A 14150-nucleotide genomic window follows, 5' to 3' on the forward strand; every position below is an offset into this window, starting at 1 on the left:
CCTGAGGGAGAGAGTGCGGTGGCGTGAAGGCGGCGGGACGCTCGGTGCTCGGACGGCTGCGGGACCGCCTTGCGGCGTCCGACCCCGGCCTGCTGCGGCTGACGGCCGGGCTGCGGACGGTGGGCGCGATCGCGCTGACGCTGGCCGTGCTCGCCTCGGCGGGGTTCGATGTCACCCGTCTGGTGGCGGGCGCGATGGCGGCGATGGTCGCCACCTTCGCCATCCGGGAGAAGCAGCGCGGTGCGCAGGCGGTCACCCTGGCGTTCGGCCTGCCGGTGGCGCTGGTGTCGGTGTCGCTGGGCGCGGTGCTCAGCGAGCGGGTCGTCGTCGGGGACGTGTTCTTCGTCGTCCTCATCTTCTGCGCGGTGTACGGCCGCCGGTTCGGCGACCGCGGGACCGCGCTCGGGCTGATCGGCTTCCAGGTCTACTTCGTGTCCCTGTTCGTCGGTGCCTCCCCCTCGGACCTGCCGGGGCTGTGGGCCTCCCTGGCGGTCGCGTTCGCGTGCAGCGCCCTGGTCCGGTTCGCCGTCGTCCCGGTCGCGCCGACCGGTCTGCTCGCGCGGCTGCGGCAGGCGTTCCGGGCGCGGCTGGCCCAGCTCGTCTCCGCGCACCTGGTCCTGCTGGACGCCGGTCCGGACGAGATGGACAAGGCGCTGGAGGACGTCCGTACGGGCAACGCCCGGCTGCACGAGACGGCCCTGATGATCCAGGCCCGGCTGGAGGAGGGGACGCCGGACGAGTCGACGGCGCGGCTGGTGCAGCGCCGGATCGCGGACGCGGAGATCGCCGCCGAGCGGCTCGGCCTGCTGCTGCTGTCGGCCCGCAGCGCCGAACGGGCCGACACCCTCACCCTCCATCTGCCCGGGGCGCCCGCCCCGGAGGTCGGCCGGCTGCCCGGCCCGGAGGAGGCGACGGACCTGCTGCGCCGGGACCTGCGCGCGCTGCGGACGCTGGTGGTGCGCACCGGGACCGGCGGAACGGCCGTGGCCCAGGTGCGCAACCGGCTGCTCGGCTACCGGGACGAGGAGAACCTGCCGGTCGCCACCCCGGCCGTGCGGGACGTCTTCCGGGCGGTCGGCGAGACCGCCCGCGCCGTCATGGGGCTGCGCGTCGCCCTGGAGGGCCCGCAGGACGAGTCGGACGACAGCCCGGCGACGGCCCGCTCCCGGGAGGAGCTGGAGGCCGAGGACGCCGCCATCGACGCCGGTGAGGAGGCGGAGGCGGCCGATCGGCCGACGGGGCTGCGAAGGCCCACGACGCGCGCCGCCGTGCAGGTGTCCGTGGGCTCGACGCTGGCCATCGTCGGGGGCGAGCTGCTGTCCGCGCACCGCTGGTACTGGGCTGTGCTGACCTGCTGGATCGTCTTCATCAACACGTCCTCGACCGGCGAGATCCTGGTGAAGGGCTACCGGCGGCTGCTGGGCACGGTGTTCGGCGTCGTGGCCGGCATCCTGCTGGCCGCCGTGGTGGGCCGGCACACCTTGACGGCGTTCGTGCTGGTGCTGGTGCTGATCTTCGCGATGTTCTACACGGCACCGCTGTCCTACACGCTGATGTCGTTCTTCGTGACGGCGATGCTCGGGCTGCTCTACACCCTGCTGCACACCTACAGCTGGGAGGTGCTGGTGCTGCGGGTGGAGGAGACGGCGCTGGGGGCGGCCTGCGGGGTGGTCGCGGCGGCGCTGGTGCTGCCGGTGAACACCGACCGGCGCACCAACGAGCTGCTGGTCACCGTGCTGGAGCGGCTCGCCGAGGTCACCGAGGCCGCCGTCGGACAGCTCAGCGGCGGGCCCGTCGGCGATCTGCTGGACAAGGCACGGGAGCTGGACCAGGCGCTGGGCGACCTGCGCGCCGCCACCCAGCCGCTGACGCATCCGGTGACCCCGCTGCGGGCCCGGCGCACCACCGCGCGGTATGTGGTGGCGCTCCTCGAGACCTGCGCGTACCACGCGCGTTCGCTGGCGGCGACGGCGGAACTGCTGCCGACGCATCCGTCGATCGCCGCGGACCCCCGGCTGCGCGGGGCGGCGGGGCGGACGGTGCGCAACATCGCGACGATCGCGGACCGGGTGGCGGACGAGGACGTCACGGTGCCGGTCGAGACCGGGCCGAGCATCGCGTCCCTCCTGGGCGACGACGGCAGGGTCCGCTACGGCCGCATCACCGACCGGGTGCTGCGGCACCTGGAACGGCTGGACGAGGCCGTGGTGGGCCTCGCCCGGCCGCTGGGTGTCCCGGTGCGGTCACCGGAACGGTGAGATCACCGGGACCACGGCAGCGAACGGACCGGCCCCGCCCGGTGATCGGGCGGGGCCGGGGGCCGGGCGGGGCCCGGGTCAGAAGTCCGTCGGCAGGCCGCTGGCCTCGGCGATGCCGCGCAGTTCCTCGTTCTGGCGGTGGCGGTCCCTGATGTAGTCGGCGATCTCGCCCAGGCGGGACGGGTCGGCGGCGGTCGCCGCGTCGGTGACCACCCGGACCGGTCCGGTCTCGTCGACCTCCAGCTCGACCACCTCGTTGTCCAGGCGGCCGGTGACGGCCGTGGCGATGACCAGGGCGGCCTCGTCCCGCACCTCCTGGGGCAGCTCCTCCTCGCCGCCCTCCAGCGCGAGGTCCATGCCGGAGAGCCGGTGTTCCTCGATCGCCTGGAGCACCGGCTCCACCACACGGAGCAGAAGCCGGTAGTCCTCGGTGTCCATCCGCACCCGCAGGAGGTCGAGGTAGACGTCCACGGGCCGGCCTTCCGGGGGGATCTCGGATTCGCTCATCGGCTTCGGGTTCCCCGCACACGCCGGGTCATACGACGGCGGGCGCACCGGCCGCGGCCGGATCCGGGCCGGACGCCGACAGCCAGCGGCGCGCGGTGGCCAGCGCGTGGCGTACGTCCCGGGTGCCGGTCGTCACGCAGAGGGTGTACGCCAGGTCGCCGATCCGCGGGTCCGGGCCGGCCGGTCCGCCTCCGGCGGCCGTCAGGGCCTCGTACTCGTCGACGAGCCGGCGCAGCACGGTGGGGTGGGGCTTCAGCATGTGTCTCGCTTTCCTGGGTGCGGGCGGGCGTCTTTCACGCCGTCGCCGAGTGTCCGCCGGTGCCGTGGCAGCCGGTCCGCTGTCCCATCACGTCGGCGCGCACCCGGGCGCAGCTGCGGCTGATGAGACGGGAGACGTGCATCTGGGAGATGCCCAGCCGGTCGGCGATGCGGCTCTGGGTCATGTCCTCGAAGAAGCGCATGTAGAGGATGGCGCGCTCGCGCTCGGGCAGCCTGCGCAGGCCCTCCTTGGCGGACTCGCGGTCGACCACGACGTCGTAGGAGGTGTCCGCGGCGCCGAGGGTGTCGGCGAGGCTGTAGCCGTCGTCGTCGGACGACAGTTCGGCGTCCAGGGAGAGGGTGCTGAAGCTCTCCAGCGCCTCCATCCCGGCGCCGACCTCCTCCTCGGTCAGCCCGGTGTGGGCGGCGATGGCCGCCACCGACGGTTCGGGGCTGCCGGGGTGCTGGGTCAGCTCACGCCGCGCGACCCGCACCTTGTTGCGCAGTTCCTGCACCCGGCGGGGCACCCGCAGGGCCCACATCCGGTCGCGGAAGTGCCGCTTGACCTCGCCGGTGATGGTGGGGACGGCATAGCTCTCGAAGGCGCCGCGGCTGGGGTCGAAACGGTCGATGGCCTTCACCAGCCCCAGGGCGGCCACCTGGCGCAGGTCCTCGACGGCCTCCCCGCGGTCGCGGAAACGGCCGGCGATGCGGTGGGCCATGGGCAGCCAGGCGGTGACGAGCTCGTCCCGTACCGCGTCCCGCTCGGGGCCGTCGTCCAGGGCTGCCAGGCGGGTGAACAGGGCGGCGGTGTCGGGGGCGTCGTCGTGCCGCCTGCGGGGGGCGGCGGTCGTGGTGTCGGAGGGGCCGGAACGGTGGCCGGGTGTGTCAATGAGCATGCGGTTCGCTCCCGAACGGTGGTTTCAGGGATCTACCGCGGGACGGCCGGTCGCAGGGACGCCCGGAGGGTCCTCAGCAGCCGTACCGCTCCCGCTGGCGCGCCTCCGGTCCGAAGCACGAACCTCCGATTGCCCCTTCGCCGGTGGAACAAACTCCGCTTCGTCGCGCGAAGTGCCGGCGGTTCAGGACAGGGGCACCACGGCGGTGATGCACTTGCCGCCGGAGGGCAGGTCGGAGACCCGGATGTCGCGGGACAGCCGGCACACGATGGGCCAGCCGTGGCCGCCCGGACGGCGCCTTCCCTGCCGGTCGGTCGGCGGCACGAAGACGGGCAGGTCGTGGCTGCGGTCGCTCACCGACAGGCGTACTCCGGGGCCGCTGACGTCGACCTGGAAGTCGGTGACCCCGCCGCCGTGCAGCATCGCGTTGGTCGTGAGCTCGGAGGCGACGAGCAGGGCGTCCGCCAGGGCTTCGGTGTCACAGGGGGTGTGGGTGGCCCGGCAGCGTTCGGACACCGCCCGCGCGACGGCCTCGCGCACCTCGGCCGGACGGCACGGGCAGGGCGGTCCGGCCCGGCGTCCGCCGGGCCGCTCAAGGGGTTCGGTCGTGTGCTCCTCACTCATCCTGCGGCTCCTGATCGCTGACGAAGGTCGACGGGATTGTGCCTCGGACCTCCCTTTTCGGCTCACCTGTCCCGGTGGCGGCAAACCTCCCGGCCGTTTCCCGAATGCCTGCCATCCCAACGGCGGACGGGGGTACGCGAACGGTATGACCGATGTGGTGGACTCGGACGAACTGCTGCGGCGGATCCAGCGGGCGCGGGCCTGCGCGGCGCAGGAGGAGCGCACCTGGCGGGCCCGGCGGGAGGAGCTGAGGCGGGCGGATCCCGGCGATGCCGGCGCGGCGCGCGAGGCGGAGGTGCGCGGGGTGGCCTACGGGGTGGTGCTGCGGGTGCTGGACGAGATCCTGACGCCGGGCAGGCGGAAGGCGCAGGGCTGAACCGGAGGCCGGGGCGTGCGGATTGACGGGGCCGCTGCCGGGCACCCGGGGTCCCATGACGGTCGATCACAGCCGGGCGCCGGTTCTGGAAGCACTGGAGGAGTACCACCGTCACGGGCGGCTGGGGTTCACGCCACCGGGCCACAAGCAGGCCCGCGGGGCCGATCCGGCGGTGCGTGAGGTGCTCGGGGACGCGGTGTTCCTGGGCGATGTGCTGGCGTCGGGTGGTCTGGACGACCGGCTCGTCCGGGGCCGGGTGCTCCAGCGGGCCCAGGAGCTGATGGCCGACGCGGTCCACGCCGAGCACACGTTCTTCAGTACGTGCGGAAGCTCCCTGTCGGTCAAGGCGGCGATGCTGTCGGTCGCGGGGCCGCACGAGAAGCTGCTGATCGGGCGGGACGCCCACAAGTCGGTGGTGGCGGGGCTGATCCTCTCCGGGATCGAGCCGGTGTGGGTGGAGCCGCGGTGGGACGCCGAACGGCACCTCGCGCATCCGCCGTCGGCCGACGACTTCGACCGGGCCTTCGACGCCCACCCGGACGCGCGCGGGGCGCTGGTGACCAGCCCGACGCCGTACGGCGCCTGCGCGTCGCTCGGAGACATCGCGGAGGTGTGCCACCGGCGCACCCTCCCCCTGATCGTGGACGAGGCGTGGGGCGCGCATCTGCCGTTCCATCCCGATCTGCCGTCCTGGGCGATGGACGCGGGCGCCGACATCTGTGTGACCAGCATCCACAAGATGGGCAGCGGCCTGGAGCAGGGCTCGGTGTTCCATCTGCGGGGCGATCTGGTGCCGCCGGCGCTGCTTGGCATGCGCGCCGATCTGCTGGGGACCACCAGCCCGTCCGTGCTGATCCTCGCGGGGCTGGACGGCTGGCGGCGGCAGATGGCCCTGCACGGCAAGGAGCTGATGGGGTCGACGCTGGCGCTGGCGGCCGAGGTCCGGGCCGCCGTCGAGGAGATCGACGGGATGCACGTCAACGACCGGGACGACTTCTGCGGGCCGGAGCTGGCGGACGACTTCGACCCGCTGCCCGGCGTCATCGAGGTCGACGGCCTCGGCATCACCGGGTACCAGGCGGCGGACTGGCTGCGCGAGCACCGGGGCATCGACGCGCATCTGGTCGATCACCGCCGTATCGGGGCGCAGATCACCCACGGCGACGACCGGGAGACGACCGGCGAGCTGCTGTCGGCGCTGCGGGAGCTGGGGCGGGCGGCACGGAACCTGCCGCGGGCGCCGGGGGTGGAGGTTCCGCCGCCGGGCGAGCTGCGGATGGAACAGGCGCTGCTGCCACGCGACGCGTTCTTCGGACCGGCGGAGGACGTTCCCGTGTCGAGGGCCGCCGGACGGGTCGCGGCCGAGATGGTCACGCCGTATCCGCCCGGTATCCCGGCCGTGCTGCCGGGTGAACGGCTCACCGGGCCGGTGCTCCGCTATCTGCGGACGGGGCTGGCGGCGGGCATGCATCTGCCCGACCCGACCCATCCCGCTCTGGAGACGGTCCGGGTCGTCGACGAGGGCGCCGTCTGACGCCAAGGTGAAACGGGTCACGCGACCGGGTTCCGATTACCGGTACGTCAACCAAATGGTTTATCGTTCACTCATACGTGGTGACGGGGTCGACTACCCGTCCTCCGGACACCACCGCTTACGGCCCTGGCTGGCTTCCCCCGTCCAGCCAGGGCTTTCTCATGCCCGGGACGGGGCAGGGGACAGGTACCGGGAACCCTCCGCCCGCCGAGGTGCCCCGAACGGCGGCAGCGGCTGAAATGGGCGTAGGGAAAGCACCGGAACCGAACGCCCCCGGCGAGGAGCCCCGCGCCATGACCAAAGCGATCAAACTCCTGACGGCCCTGCCCCCTCCGCAGCGCGAGCGCCTGATGGCGCTGGCGCGGGAGGTGTCCTTCCCCGAGGACACCCGGATCTTCGAGGCGGGAGGCACCGCGGACCGCTTCTGGGTGATCCGCTCGGGCGCGGTCTCGCTGGACCAGCGGGTCAACGACCTCCACCGGGTCACGGTCGCGAGCCTCGGCGCGGGCGATCTGCTGGGCTGGTCCTGGCTGTTCCCGCCGCACGAGTGGGACTTCGGCGCCGTGGCCTTCAGCCCGGTGCGCGCCTACGAGTTCGACGCGGCGGCCGTGCTCGGGCTGTGCCAGGAGGATCCGCGGCTGGGGCTGACCCTGGTGCGCAGCGTCGCCGAGGTGCTGGCCCACCGGCTGGAGACGACCCGCGGCAAGCTGCTGGAGCAGTACACGATGCACCGCCGCGGGGCGTTGTAGACGGGGTGCGCACCGGTGTCAGGCTCCGGCGACGAGGGTGAGGCCGAGGGCGATCATGGTGGCGGCGACCAGCGCGTCCAGGACGCGCCAGGCGGTGGGGCGGGCCAGGAAGCGGCTCAGCAGCCGGGCGCCGAAGCCGAGCGCGGCGAACCAGCAGAGGCTGGCCAGTACCGCGCCGAGGCCGAAGGTCCAGCGCAGCGGGCCGTGGTCGGCGGCGACCGAACCGAGCAGGAACACCGTGTCCAGGTAGACGTGCGGGTTGAGCCAGGTCATCGCGAGACAGGTGAGCACCGCACGGCGGCGGGAAGTCGCCGCCTCCCCCTCCGCCTCCAGTCCCGCGGCGGCGGGCCGGAACACCCGGCGGGCGGCCAGGGCGCCGTAACCGAGCAGGAACGCGCCGCCGATCCAGCCGATCGCCGTCAGCGCGCCGGGCCACGCCACGACCACCGCGCCGACACCGCCCACGCCCAGGGCGATGAGGGCCGCGTCGGACAGGGCGCAGATGCCGACGACGGCGAGTACGGCGTCGCGGCGGATGCCCTGGCGCAGGACGAAGGCGTTCTGGGCGCCGATGGCGACGATGAGGGAGAGGCCGGTGCCGAATCCGGCGGCGGCGGTGGTCAGGGCGCTGGTCATGCCGAGGACGCTACGGGCGGGACACCCGTGCAGTACAGCTAAGGATTCTTACGTACCCTTAGCAGACATGATGACCGACCTGCCCTTGGACCAGGTACGGACCCTTCTCGCGGTGGTGGACGAGGGGACGTTCGACGCGGCGGCCGCCGCGCTCCATGTCACGCCGTCGGCGGTGAGCCAGCGGGTGAAGGCACTGGAGCAGCGCACCGGGCGGGTGCTGCTGCTGCGCACCAAGCCGGTGCGGCCGACCGAGTCGGGCGAGGTGCTGGTGCGGCTGGCCCGCCAGGTGGCCCGGCTGGAGCGCGACGCGTACGCCGAGCTGGGGCTGAGCGGGGCCGGGGAGCCGACCCGGGTGTCGGTGGCGGTGAACGCGGACTCGCTGGCGACCTGGTTCCTGGGGGCCCTCAGCCGGCTGCCGGCCGAGTCGCGGCTCTGCTTCGAACTGCGCCGGGAGGACGAGTCCCATACGGCGGCCCTGCTGCGGGAGGGCACGGTGATGGCCGCGGTGACCTCGTCGCCGGACCCGGTGCCGGGCTGCTCCGTGCGGCAGCTGGGCCGGATGCGCTATCTGCCCGTGGCGGCCCCGGAGTTCGCCGCACGGCATCTCGCCGGGCCGCTCCGGGAGACGCTGCCCGGGGCGCGGGTGGTGGTGTTCGACCGGCGGGACGACTTCCAGGACGGCTTCGTGCGCCGGCTCACCCGGGGACGCGCCGAGGCGAGCGCGTCGCGGCACTACGTGCCGACCTCGGAGGGCTTCGTGGAGGCGGTCGCCGCGGGCCTGGGCTGGGGCATGGTCCCCGAGGCCCAGGCGGCCCCCCTGCTCCGCACCGGCCGCCTCACCGTCTTCGCCCCGGACCGCGAGGTCGACGTGTCCCTCTACTGGCAGCAGTGGAAGCTGGACTCCCCCGCCCTGGCCGCGGTGGCCGACGCGGTCACGGATGCGGCACGGGAGGCCCTGCTCGGCTAGGGAGAGCAGGGCGGCGCCCGGTCGGCGTCAGCGGGGCATCGGGTTCGGGCACGAGGGCGTCCCGGCGGTCGGCCGGTGGATGCCGCGCTCCACACCGAACGCGGAAGGCCCTCACTCCTGGGAGGTGTCCGTCAGGGCGCCCTCGGCGCTGGTCAGGAGCATGTCCAGGGCCGTCGGGTAGGCGCTGGTGACCATGTGGGTGGCCAGCAGCGGGGCGGCCTCGGCGATGCGGGGGTGGGTGGTGGCGGGGAGGCGGGCGTAGGTCGAGCGCCACATGTCCTCGTCGGCGTGGCGCGCGGCGCCGGGCAGCGCCAGGGACGCGGCGTCGAGGGCGGCGAAGGCCAGCGTGGTGTCGATGAAGGCGTGGTAGACGCGCACCGTCTCCGGCAGGGAGAAGCCCGCGGTGCGCAGGACGTCCAGCACCGCCTCGTCGGCGGCGAGTTCGTTCGCGCGGCCGGAGACCCGGCTCGCCGTGAGGACCGCGGCCTGCGGATGCGCCAGATAGGCCGCGTGGATGCGCAGCCCGATGGCCCGCAGGTCGTCGCGCCACTGCCCGGTCGGGCGCCAGCCGCGCAGCGCCTGGCCGATCAGCGCGTCCCCGATGGCGAGGGTCAGCTCGTCCATGCCCCGGAAGTAGCGGTAGAGGGTGCTCGGATCGCAGTCCAGCGCGAGGCCGAGGCGGCGGGCGGTCAGGCCCGCGCTGCCGTGTTCGCGCAGCAGCCGCAGCGCGGTCTCGACGATCAGCGTCTCGGACAGCACCCGGCCGCTCTTAGTCGGCCTGCGGCGCCGCCGCCGCTCCTCGGGGACCACGCGTTTCGGCATCGCCGTCTCCTCCCGCCGGTCTTATGCCAACGCCATTGACCTTACGACGGCGCACGGCGTTGTATCCCCACCGGGGCCCCGCACCGACATCCGGGATCCATGGGATCCAAGAGCAAGAAAGGGAGTGCTCCGTCATGCGTGTACTGCTCGTGGGAGCGGGCGGGGTGGGCACCGCCATCACCCGGATCGCCGCCCGGCGGCCGTTCTTCGACGGCATGGTCGTGGCCGACCACGACCCGGCCCGGGCCGAGGCGGCGGTAGCCGCGCTCGGGGAGAACGGCGACCGGTTCCGTGCCGAGCGCGTGGACGCCGGCGACGAGGACCGAGTGACGGCGTTGCTGGAACGGCACGGCTGCGACGTCCTGCTCAACGCCACCGACCCCCGGTTCGTGATGCCGCTGTTCCGGGCCGCGCGCCGCGCCGGCGCCACCTATGTCGACATGGCGATGTCCCTGTCCCGGCCGCACGCCGAACGGCCGTACGAGGAGTGCGGGGTCAAGCTCGGCGACGAGCAGTTCGCGCAGGCCGACGCGTGGGAGAAGGCCGGTGCGCTCGCCCTGGTGGGCATGGGGGTGGAGCCGGGGCTGTCGGACGTCTTCGCCCGGTACGCCGCCGACGAGCTCTTCGACGAGATCGACGAGATCGGCGTCCGGGACGGCGCGAACCTCACGGTGGACGGCTACGACTTCGCGCCGTCCTTCAGCATCTGGACCACCATCGAGGAGTGCCTCAACCCGCCCGTGGTCTACGAGAGGGACCGCGGCTGGTTCACCACCGAGCCGTTCAGCGAGCCGGAGGTGTTCGACTTCCCCGAGGGCATCGGTCCGGTGGAGTGCGTGAACGTCGAACACGAGGAGGTGCTGCTCGTCCCGCGCCGGGTCGACGCGCGACGGGTCACCTTCAAGTACGGGCTGGGCCGCGAGTTCATCGACACCCTCAGGACGCTGCACCTGCTGGGCCTGGACCGCACCGAACCGGTGACCGTGCCCGGCCCGGACGGCCCGGTGCGGGTCTCGCCCCGGGACGTGGTCGCCGCCTGTCTGCCCGACCCGGCGACGCTCGGCGAGCGGATGCACGGCAAGACCTGCGCCGGCACCTGGGTGCGGGGCGTGAAGGACGGGGCGCCGCGCGAGGTGTACCTGTACCACGTGGTCGACAACCAGTGGTCCATGGCCGAGTACGGCTGTCAGGCCGTGGTGTGGCAGACCGCCGTCAACCCCGTCGTCGCCCTCGAACTGCTCGCCACCGGTGCCTGGTCGGGCACGGGCGTGCTCGGCCCGGAGGCGTTCCCCGCGGCACCGTTCCTGGAGCTGTTGACCGCGTACGGCTCGCCCTGGGGGCTGCGCGAGCAGTGACGGCCTGTTTCACCGCGTATCGACAGGTGACCCGAGGAGGAGTAAGCACCCGGGTGGGTGTTTGTCCCTATTCACACCGATCGCAGGTGACTCTCGATGGACAACTGGCGGAACCGTGCGGCCTGCGCGACCGAGGATCCCGACCTCTTCTTCCCGATCGGCACCTCGGGGCCGGCCCTGATGCAGACGGAACAGGCCAAGGCGGTGTGCCGACGCTGCCCCGTGCGGGAGCAGTGCCTGGAGTGGGCACTGGAGACGGGGCAGTCCATCGGGGTGTGGGGCGGCACGAGCGAGACGGAACGGCGGGCGCTGAAGCGTCGCATCGCGGCACGGCGCCCGTCCGGCTGACCGGACTCACGAGGCGGGCGGGCTCGCCGTGCCCGGCCCGGTCCTGAGCAGTACGCTCGCCGGACACCCGCCGGAAGGGACCCGACCATGAGCGTGCGCGTGCGCCGTGTGTATGAGCCGCCCGACCCGGACGACGGCGTCCGGGTCCTGGTCGACCGGTTGTGGCCGCGCGGGCTGGCGAAGGACGCGGCGCGGGTGGACGAGTGGCCCAAGGGGCTGACCCCGTCCACCGAGCTGCGCCGCTGGTACCACGCGGGCGACCGGCCGTACGAGGAGTTCCGCGAGCGCTACGAGTTGGAACTGGCCGCTCCGGAGGCCGCCGAACTCCTGGACCACGTGAGGGATCTGGCCGGGAAGGGCCCGGTGACCCTGCTGACCGCGTCCAGGAGCCCGGAGACCAGTCACGCGGAGGTGCTGGCCCGCCTCCTGGAGACCTGACCGGGCGTTTCCTAAGCGGTCTGCGCGGCCGCCGCCCGTCCCGCCGCGCGCCCCGAGAAGAGGCAGCCGCCGAGGAAGGTGCCCTCCAGGGCGTTGTAGCCGTGGACCCCGCCGCCGCCGAAGCCGGCCACCTCGCCCGCCGCGTACAGCCCCTCGACCGGCTGTCCGTCGGCCCCGAGCGCGCGGGAGTCGAGGTCGGTCTGGATGCCGCCGAGGGTCTTCCGGGTGAGGATGTTCAGCTTCACCCCGATCAGCGGGCCGGCCGCGGGGTCGAGGATGCGGTGCGGGGCGGCGACGCGTCCGAGGCGGTCGCCGATGTAGCGGCGGGCGTTGCGGATGCCCTGCACCTGGGCGTCCTTGCTGTAGGCGTTGGCCAGCTGGAGGTCGCGGGCCTCGATCTGGCGCCGTACGAGGGCCGCGTCGAGCAGGGGCTCGTCGGTGAGGGCGTTCATCTTCTCGACGAGCTGTTCGACGGTGGGGGCGGTCACGAAGTCCGCGCCCTTGCGCAGGAACGCGTCCACGGGGCCGGGGGCGCCCTTGCCCAGCACGCGTTCGCGCAGGAAGCCGGCCCGGTCCTTCGCGGTGATGTCCGGGTTCTGCTCGGAGCCCGACAGCGCGAACTCCTTCTCGATGATCCGCTGGGTGAGGACGAACCAGGAGTGGTCGTGTCCGGCGATGTCCTCGGTGGTGCGCAGGTGCTTCAGCGTGCCGAGGGTGTCGTAGCCGGGCAGGCAGGGGTCGGGCAGGCGGCGGCCGAGGGCGTCGAACCACATCGAGGACGGTCCGGGCAGGATGCGGATGCCGTGTCCGGGCCAGATCGGGTCCCAGTTCCGCAGTCCCTCGGTGTAGTGCCACATGCGGTCCCGGTTGACCAGCCGGACGCCCGCGCGGGCGCTGATGTCGAGCATCCGCCCGTCGACGTAGGCGGGGACTCCGGTGACCATCTCGCGCGGCGGGGTGCCCAGCCGCTCGGGCCAGTACCGGCGGACGATGTCGTGGTCGGCGCCGATGCCGCCGCTGGTGACGATCACGGCCTGGGCGGTGAGTTCGAACTCGCCGATCGTCTCGCGGCTGGAGGCGACCCCGCGCGGCGCGTCGTCCTCGGCCAGCACGGTGCCGCGCACGCCGCGCGCGGTGCCGTTCTCGACGACCAGTTCGTCGACCCGGTGGCGGTGGTGGAAGGTGAGCAGTCCGTCGCGCACGGCCTGCCGGGCGTACCGGACGAACGGCGCGACGACGCCGGTTCCGGTGCCCCAGGCGATGTGGAAGCGGGGCACGGTGTTGCCGTGGCCGTCCGCGCGGAGGTCGCCGCGCTCGGCCCAGCCGACGGTGGGCAGGAACGTGATGCCGTGGCCGTCCAGCCAGGCCCGCTTCTCCCCCGCCGCCCACTCGACGTAGGCCCTCGCCCAGCGCACCGCCCAGCTGTCCTCGTCGTCGAGCCGGTCGAAGCCCGCGCTGCCCTGCCAGTCGTTCCAGGCGAGGTCGAACGAGTCCTTGATGCCCAGGCGCCGCTGTTCGGGCGATCCGACGAGGAACAGCCCGCCGAAGGACCAGTAGGCCTGGCCGCCCAGGTTGGCGGCGTTCTCCTGGTCGACCAGGGCGACCCTGCGGCCCCTGCTGGTCAGCTCGTGGGCCGCGACGAGGCCCGCGAGTCCCGCTCCGACGACGATGACGTCGGCATCCATGGCGACCGTCCCTTCCTGTTATCCGGTGAGCAGCGCGGTCAGCAGTTGTTTCAGCCAGGTCCGGGCGCCCTCGACGTCCCGGTCCAGCAGCAGTTGGACGGTGACGCCGTCGTAGGCGGCGACCACGGCGTGCGCGGCGCCCGCGGTGTCACCGAGCACGGCGGGCAGTTCGGTGTGGCCGCGGGCCCGGGCGAGTCGGTCCTCGATGGCCCCACGCAGCCGCGCCCGGTGTTCGAGCAGGGCGCGGGCCACCTCCGGGTCACGGGCGGCGTGCACCAGGAAGTCGGTCTTCACCAGCAGCCAGTCGCGGTCGAGGAGCAGGACCTCGGTGACGCGGTCGACGGCGGCGGGCACGTCGAGGTCGGGTCCGTCCTGCGCGAGGGCCCCGGCGACCTGCTCGGCGATCAGCTCGGCGCGCTCGGCGTACAGGGCGAAGAACAGCTCGTCCAGGCCGGCGAAGTTGGAGTAGAAGGCGCCTCGGGTGTAGCCGGCGGCCTCGCAGACCTCCTCGATCGAGACATGTCCGAAGCCCTTGGCCGCGAACACGGTGAACGCGGCTTCCAGCAGGTTCGCGCGCGTGCGGAGGCGGCGCCTGGTGACACGCCCCGTCGTACCGCCCACCGCCATGGTCGTCCCTCCGTTCGATACATGAACGTATCCGATACACCGATGTATCGAACAGCCCCCGGAGCAG

Annotated in this window: 16 protein-coding genes; 8 read left to right on the forward strand and 8 right to left on the reverse strand. The window is 73.3% G+C overall.

Annotation, left to right across the window (positions count from 1 at the left end):
• Nucleotides 1-23 precede the first annotated feature (23 nt).
• The gene (locus ACZ470_RS27745) at nt 24-2258 is read left to right on the forward strand and encodes an FUSC family protein (protein ID WP_468431523.1); all 2235 of its coding nucleotides are present in this window, start codon (nt 24-26) and stop codon (nt 2256-2258) included.
• A gap of 78 nt (nt 2259-2336) precedes the next feature.
• Here ACZ470_RS27745 and ACZ470_RS27750 read toward each other — a convergent pair whose 3' ends face one another.
• The 4 genes from ACZ470_RS27750 to ACZ470_RS27765 form a co-directional block, all read right to left on the reverse strand.
• A complete protein-coding gene (locus ACZ470_RS27750) occupies nt 2337-2765 on the reverse strand; it encodes a hypothetical protein (RefSeq protein WP_468431525.1) in 429 nt (142 codons plus the stop codon).
• A 28-nt stretch (nt 2766-2793) separates the two neighbouring features.
• Complete coding sequence (locus tag ACZ470_RS27755; RefSeq protein WP_468431526.1) at nt 2794-3024, reverse strand: DUF5133 domain-containing protein; 231 nt, start codon at nt 3022-3024, stop codon at nt 2794-2796.
• Between the two features lie 34 nt (nt 3025-3058).
• Nucleotides 3059-3922 carry a SigB/SigF/SigG family RNA polymerase sigma factor gene (locus tag ACZ470_RS27760; protein ID WP_468431528.1) on the reverse strand — a complete coding sequence of 288 codons (864 nt, stop codon included), beginning with the start codon at nt 3920-3922 and terminating at the stop codon, nt 3059-3061.
• A 183-nt stretch (nt 3923-4105) separates the two neighbouring features.
• On the reverse strand, nt 4106-4546 hold the full coding sequence (locus ACZ470_RS27765) for an ATP-binding protein (RefSeq protein WP_468431529.1): 441 nt from the start codon (nt 4544-4546) through the stop codon (nt 4106-4108).
• A gap of 145 nt (nt 4547-4691) precedes the next feature.
• Here ACZ470_RS27765 and ACZ470_RS27770 point away from each other — a divergent pair, with 145 nt between their 5' ends.
• The 3 genes from ACZ470_RS27770 (at nt 4692) to ACZ470_RS27780 (ending at nt 7205) form a co-directional block, all read left to right on the forward strand.
• The gene (locus tag ACZ470_RS27770) at nt 4692-4922 is read left to right on the forward strand and encodes a hypothetical protein (protein WP_468431530.1); all 231 of its coding nucleotides are present in this window, start codon (nt 4692-4694) and stop codon (nt 4920-4922) included.
• 55 nt (nt 4923-4977) lie between these two features.
• A complete protein-coding gene (locus tag ACZ470_RS27775) occupies nt 4978-6456 on the forward strand; it encodes an aminotransferase class I/II-fold pyridoxal phosphate-dependent enzyme (RefSeq protein ID WP_468431531.1) in 1479 nt (492 codons plus the stop codon).
• Nucleotides 6457-6749: 293 nt separating this feature from the next.
• Nucleotides 6750-7205: a cyclic nucleotide-binding domain-containing protein gene (locus tag ACZ470_RS27780; RefSeq protein WP_468431533.1), complete on the forward strand. Its 456-nt coding sequence runs from the start codon at nt 6750-6752 to the stop codon at nt 7203-7205.
• Nucleotides 7206-7223: 18 nt separating this feature from the next.
• On the opposite strand, the gene ACZ470_RS27785 is transcribed toward ACZ470_RS27780, so the two are convergent.
• Nucleotides 7224-7841: a LysE/ArgO family amino acid transporter gene (locus ACZ470_RS27785; protein ID WP_468431534.1), complete on the reverse strand. Its 618-nt coding sequence runs from the start codon at nt 7839-7841 to the stop codon at nt 7224-7226.
• A gap of 67 nt (nt 7842-7908) precedes the next feature.
• Here ACZ470_RS27785 and ACZ470_RS27790 point away from each other — a divergent pair, with 67 nt between their 5' ends.
• On the forward strand, nt 7909-8808 hold the full coding sequence (locus ACZ470_RS27790; RefSeq protein WP_468431536.1) for a LysR family transcriptional regulator ArgP: 900 nt from the start codon (nt 7909-7911) through the stop codon (nt 8806-8808).
• A gap of 111 nt (nt 8809-8919) precedes the next feature.
• Here ACZ470_RS27790 and ACZ470_RS27795 read toward each other — a convergent pair whose 3' ends face one another.
• Nucleotides 8920-9630, reverse strand: a complete 711-nt coding sequence (locus ACZ470_RS27795; RefSeq protein WP_468431538.1) for a TetR/AcrR family transcriptional regulator — start codon at nt 9628-9630, stop codon at nt 8920-8922.
• A 134-nt stretch (nt 9631-9764) separates the two neighbouring features.
• Between ACZ470_RS27795 and ACZ470_RS27800 the strand changes: the two genes are divergently transcribed.
• The 3 genes from ACZ470_RS27800 (at nt 9765) to ACZ470_RS27810 (ending at nt 11771) form a co-directional block, all read left to right on the forward strand.
• Nucleotides 9765-10985: a saccharopine dehydrogenase family protein gene (locus ACZ470_RS27800; RefSeq protein WP_468431539.1), complete on the forward strand. Its 1221-nt coding sequence runs from the start codon at nt 9765-9767 to the stop codon at nt 10983-10985.
• Nucleotides 10986-11081: 96 nt separating this feature from the next.
• Nucleotides 11082-11333, forward strand: coding sequence for a WhiB family transcriptional regulator (locus tag ACZ470_RS27805; RefSeq protein WP_468431541.1), 252 nt, complete (start codon nt 11082-11084; stop codon nt 11331-11333).
• An 87-nt stretch (nt 11334-11420) separates the two neighbouring features.
• A complete protein-coding gene (locus ACZ470_RS27810; RefSeq protein ID WP_468431542.1) occupies nt 11421-11771 on the forward strand; it encodes a DUF488 domain-containing protein in 351 nt (116 codons plus the stop codon).
• Nucleotides 11772-11782: 11 nt separating this feature from the next.
• Here the strand turns inward: ACZ470_RS27810 and ACZ470_RS27815 are convergent, their stop codons facing one another.
• Both ACZ470_RS27815 and ACZ470_RS27820 read right to left on the reverse strand, forming a co-directional pair.
• Nucleotides 11783-13456 carry an FAD-binding dehydrogenase gene (locus tag ACZ470_RS27815; RefSeq protein WP_468431544.1) on the reverse strand — a complete coding sequence of 558 codons (1674 nt, stop codon included), beginning with the start codon at nt 13454-13456 and terminating at the stop codon, nt 11783-11785.
• A gap of 18 nt (nt 13457-13474) precedes the next feature.
• On the reverse strand, nt 13475-14083 hold the full coding sequence (locus ACZ470_RS27820; protein ID WP_468431545.1) for a TetR/AcrR family transcriptional regulator: 609 nt from the start codon (nt 14081-14083) through the stop codon (nt 13475-13477).
• Between the last annotated feature and the right edge of the window lie 67 nt (nt 14084-14150).

This window comes from Streptomyces sp. NPDC031111, assembly GCF_055570675.1.

Excerpts from the sequence above, each read along its gene's own strand:
- ACZ470_RS27765 (WP_468431529.1), bottom strand. The coding sequence starts at position 4,546 with ATGAGTGAGGAGCACACGACCGAACCCCTTGAGCGGCCCGGCGGACGC.
- ACZ470_RS27775 (WP_468431531.1), top strand. The coding sequence starts at position 4,978 with ATGACGGTCGATCACAGCCGGGCGCCGGTTCTGGAAGCACTGGAGGAG.
- ACZ470_RS27810 (WP_468431542.1), top strand. The coding sequence starts at position 11,421 with ATGAGCGTGCGCGTGCGCCGTGTGTATGAGCCGCCCGACCCGGACGAC.
- ACZ470_RS27750 (WP_468431525.1), bottom strand. The coding sequence starts at position 2,765 with ATGAGCGAATCCGAGATCCCCCCGGAAGGCCGGCCCGTGGACGTCTAC.
- ACZ470_RS27800 (WP_468431539.1), top strand. The coding sequence starts at position 9,765 with ATGCGTGTACTGCTCGTGGGAGCGGGCGGGGTGGGCACCGCCATCACC.
- ACZ470_RS27770 (WP_468431530.1), top strand. The coding sequence starts at position 4,692 with ATGACCGATGTGGTGGACTCGGACGAACTGCTGCGGCGGATCCAGCGG.
- ACZ470_RS27790 (WP_468431536.1), top strand. The coding sequence starts at position 7,909 with ATGATGACCGACCTGCCCTTGGACCAGGTACGGACCCTTCTCGCGGTG.
- ACZ470_RS27815 (WP_468431544.1), bottom strand. The coding sequence starts at position 13,456 with ATGGATGCCGACGTCATCGTCGTCGGAGCGGGACTCGCGGGCCTCGTC.
- ACZ470_RS27805 (WP_468431541.1), top strand. The coding sequence starts at position 11,082 with ATGGACAACTGGCGGAACCGTGCGGCCTGCGCGACCGAGGATCCCGAC.
- ACZ470_RS27755 (WP_468431526.1), bottom strand. The coding sequence starts at position 3,024 with ATGCTGAAGCCCCACCCCACCGTGCTGCGCCGGCTCGTCGACGAGTAC.
- ACZ470_RS27760 (WP_468431528.1), bottom strand. The coding sequence starts at position 3,922 with ATGCTCATTGACACACCCGGCCACCGTTCCGGCCCCTCCGACACCACG.
- ACZ470_RS27795 (WP_468431538.1), bottom strand. The coding sequence starts at position 9,630 with ATGCCGAAACGCGTGGTCCCCGAGGAGCGGCGGCGGCGCCGCAGGCCG.
- ACZ470_RS27780 (WP_468431533.1), top strand. The coding sequence starts at position 6,750 with ATGACCAAAGCGATCAAACTCCTGACGGCCCTGCCCCCTCCGCAGCGC.
- ACZ470_RS27785 (WP_468431534.1), bottom strand. The coding sequence starts at position 7,841 with ATGACCAGCGCCCTGACCACCGCCGCCGCCGGATTCGGCACCGGCCTC.
- ACZ470_RS27820 (WP_468431545.1), bottom strand. The coding sequence starts at position 14,083 with ATGGCGGTGGGCGGTACGACGGGGCGTGTCACCAGGCGCCGCCTCCGC.